This is a genomic window from Vibrio sonorensis, from assembly GCF_001854765.1.
GTDB lineage: Bacteria > Pseudomonadota > Gammaproteobacteria > Enterobacterales > Vibrionaceae > Vibrio > Vibrio sonorensis.
In genome coordinates this window covers 1-236 of record NZ_LJJE01000086.1, presented here as the reverse complement: position 1 = coordinate 236, position 236 = coordinate 1, and the positions used below count along the sequence as shown (strand labels likewise).

The following is a 236-nucleotide window of genomic DNA, read 5'->3' as shown; positions in this document are numbered from 1 at the left end:
ATGTTTACGATGTGAAGAGTTTCGTTTCTACTTTGATAAGAAGTGGAAACAACAGTAAGTGCCCAACACTTACACTTAGTGTCCCGTTCGTCTAGAGGCCTAGGACACCGCCCTTTCACGGCGGTAACAGGGGTTCGACTCCCCTACGGGATACCATTGGGTCGTTAGCTCAGTTGGTAGAGCAGTTGACTTTTAATCAATTGGTCGCAGGTTCGAATCCTGCACGACCCACCATT

Annotated in this window: 2 tRNA genes; both read left to right on the top strand. The window is 48.3% G+C overall.

Annotation, left to right across the window (positions count from 1 at the left end):
• Positions 1-80 precede the first annotated feature (80 nt).
• Positions 81-156: transfer RNA gene (locus tag BLO31_RS14965), tRNA-Glu, on the top strand.
• Between the two features lie 2 nt (positions 157-158).
• A tRNA-Lys gene (locus BLO31_RS14960) sits at positions 159-234 on the top strand.
• The last annotated feature ends 2 nt before the right edge of the window (positions 235-236 follow it).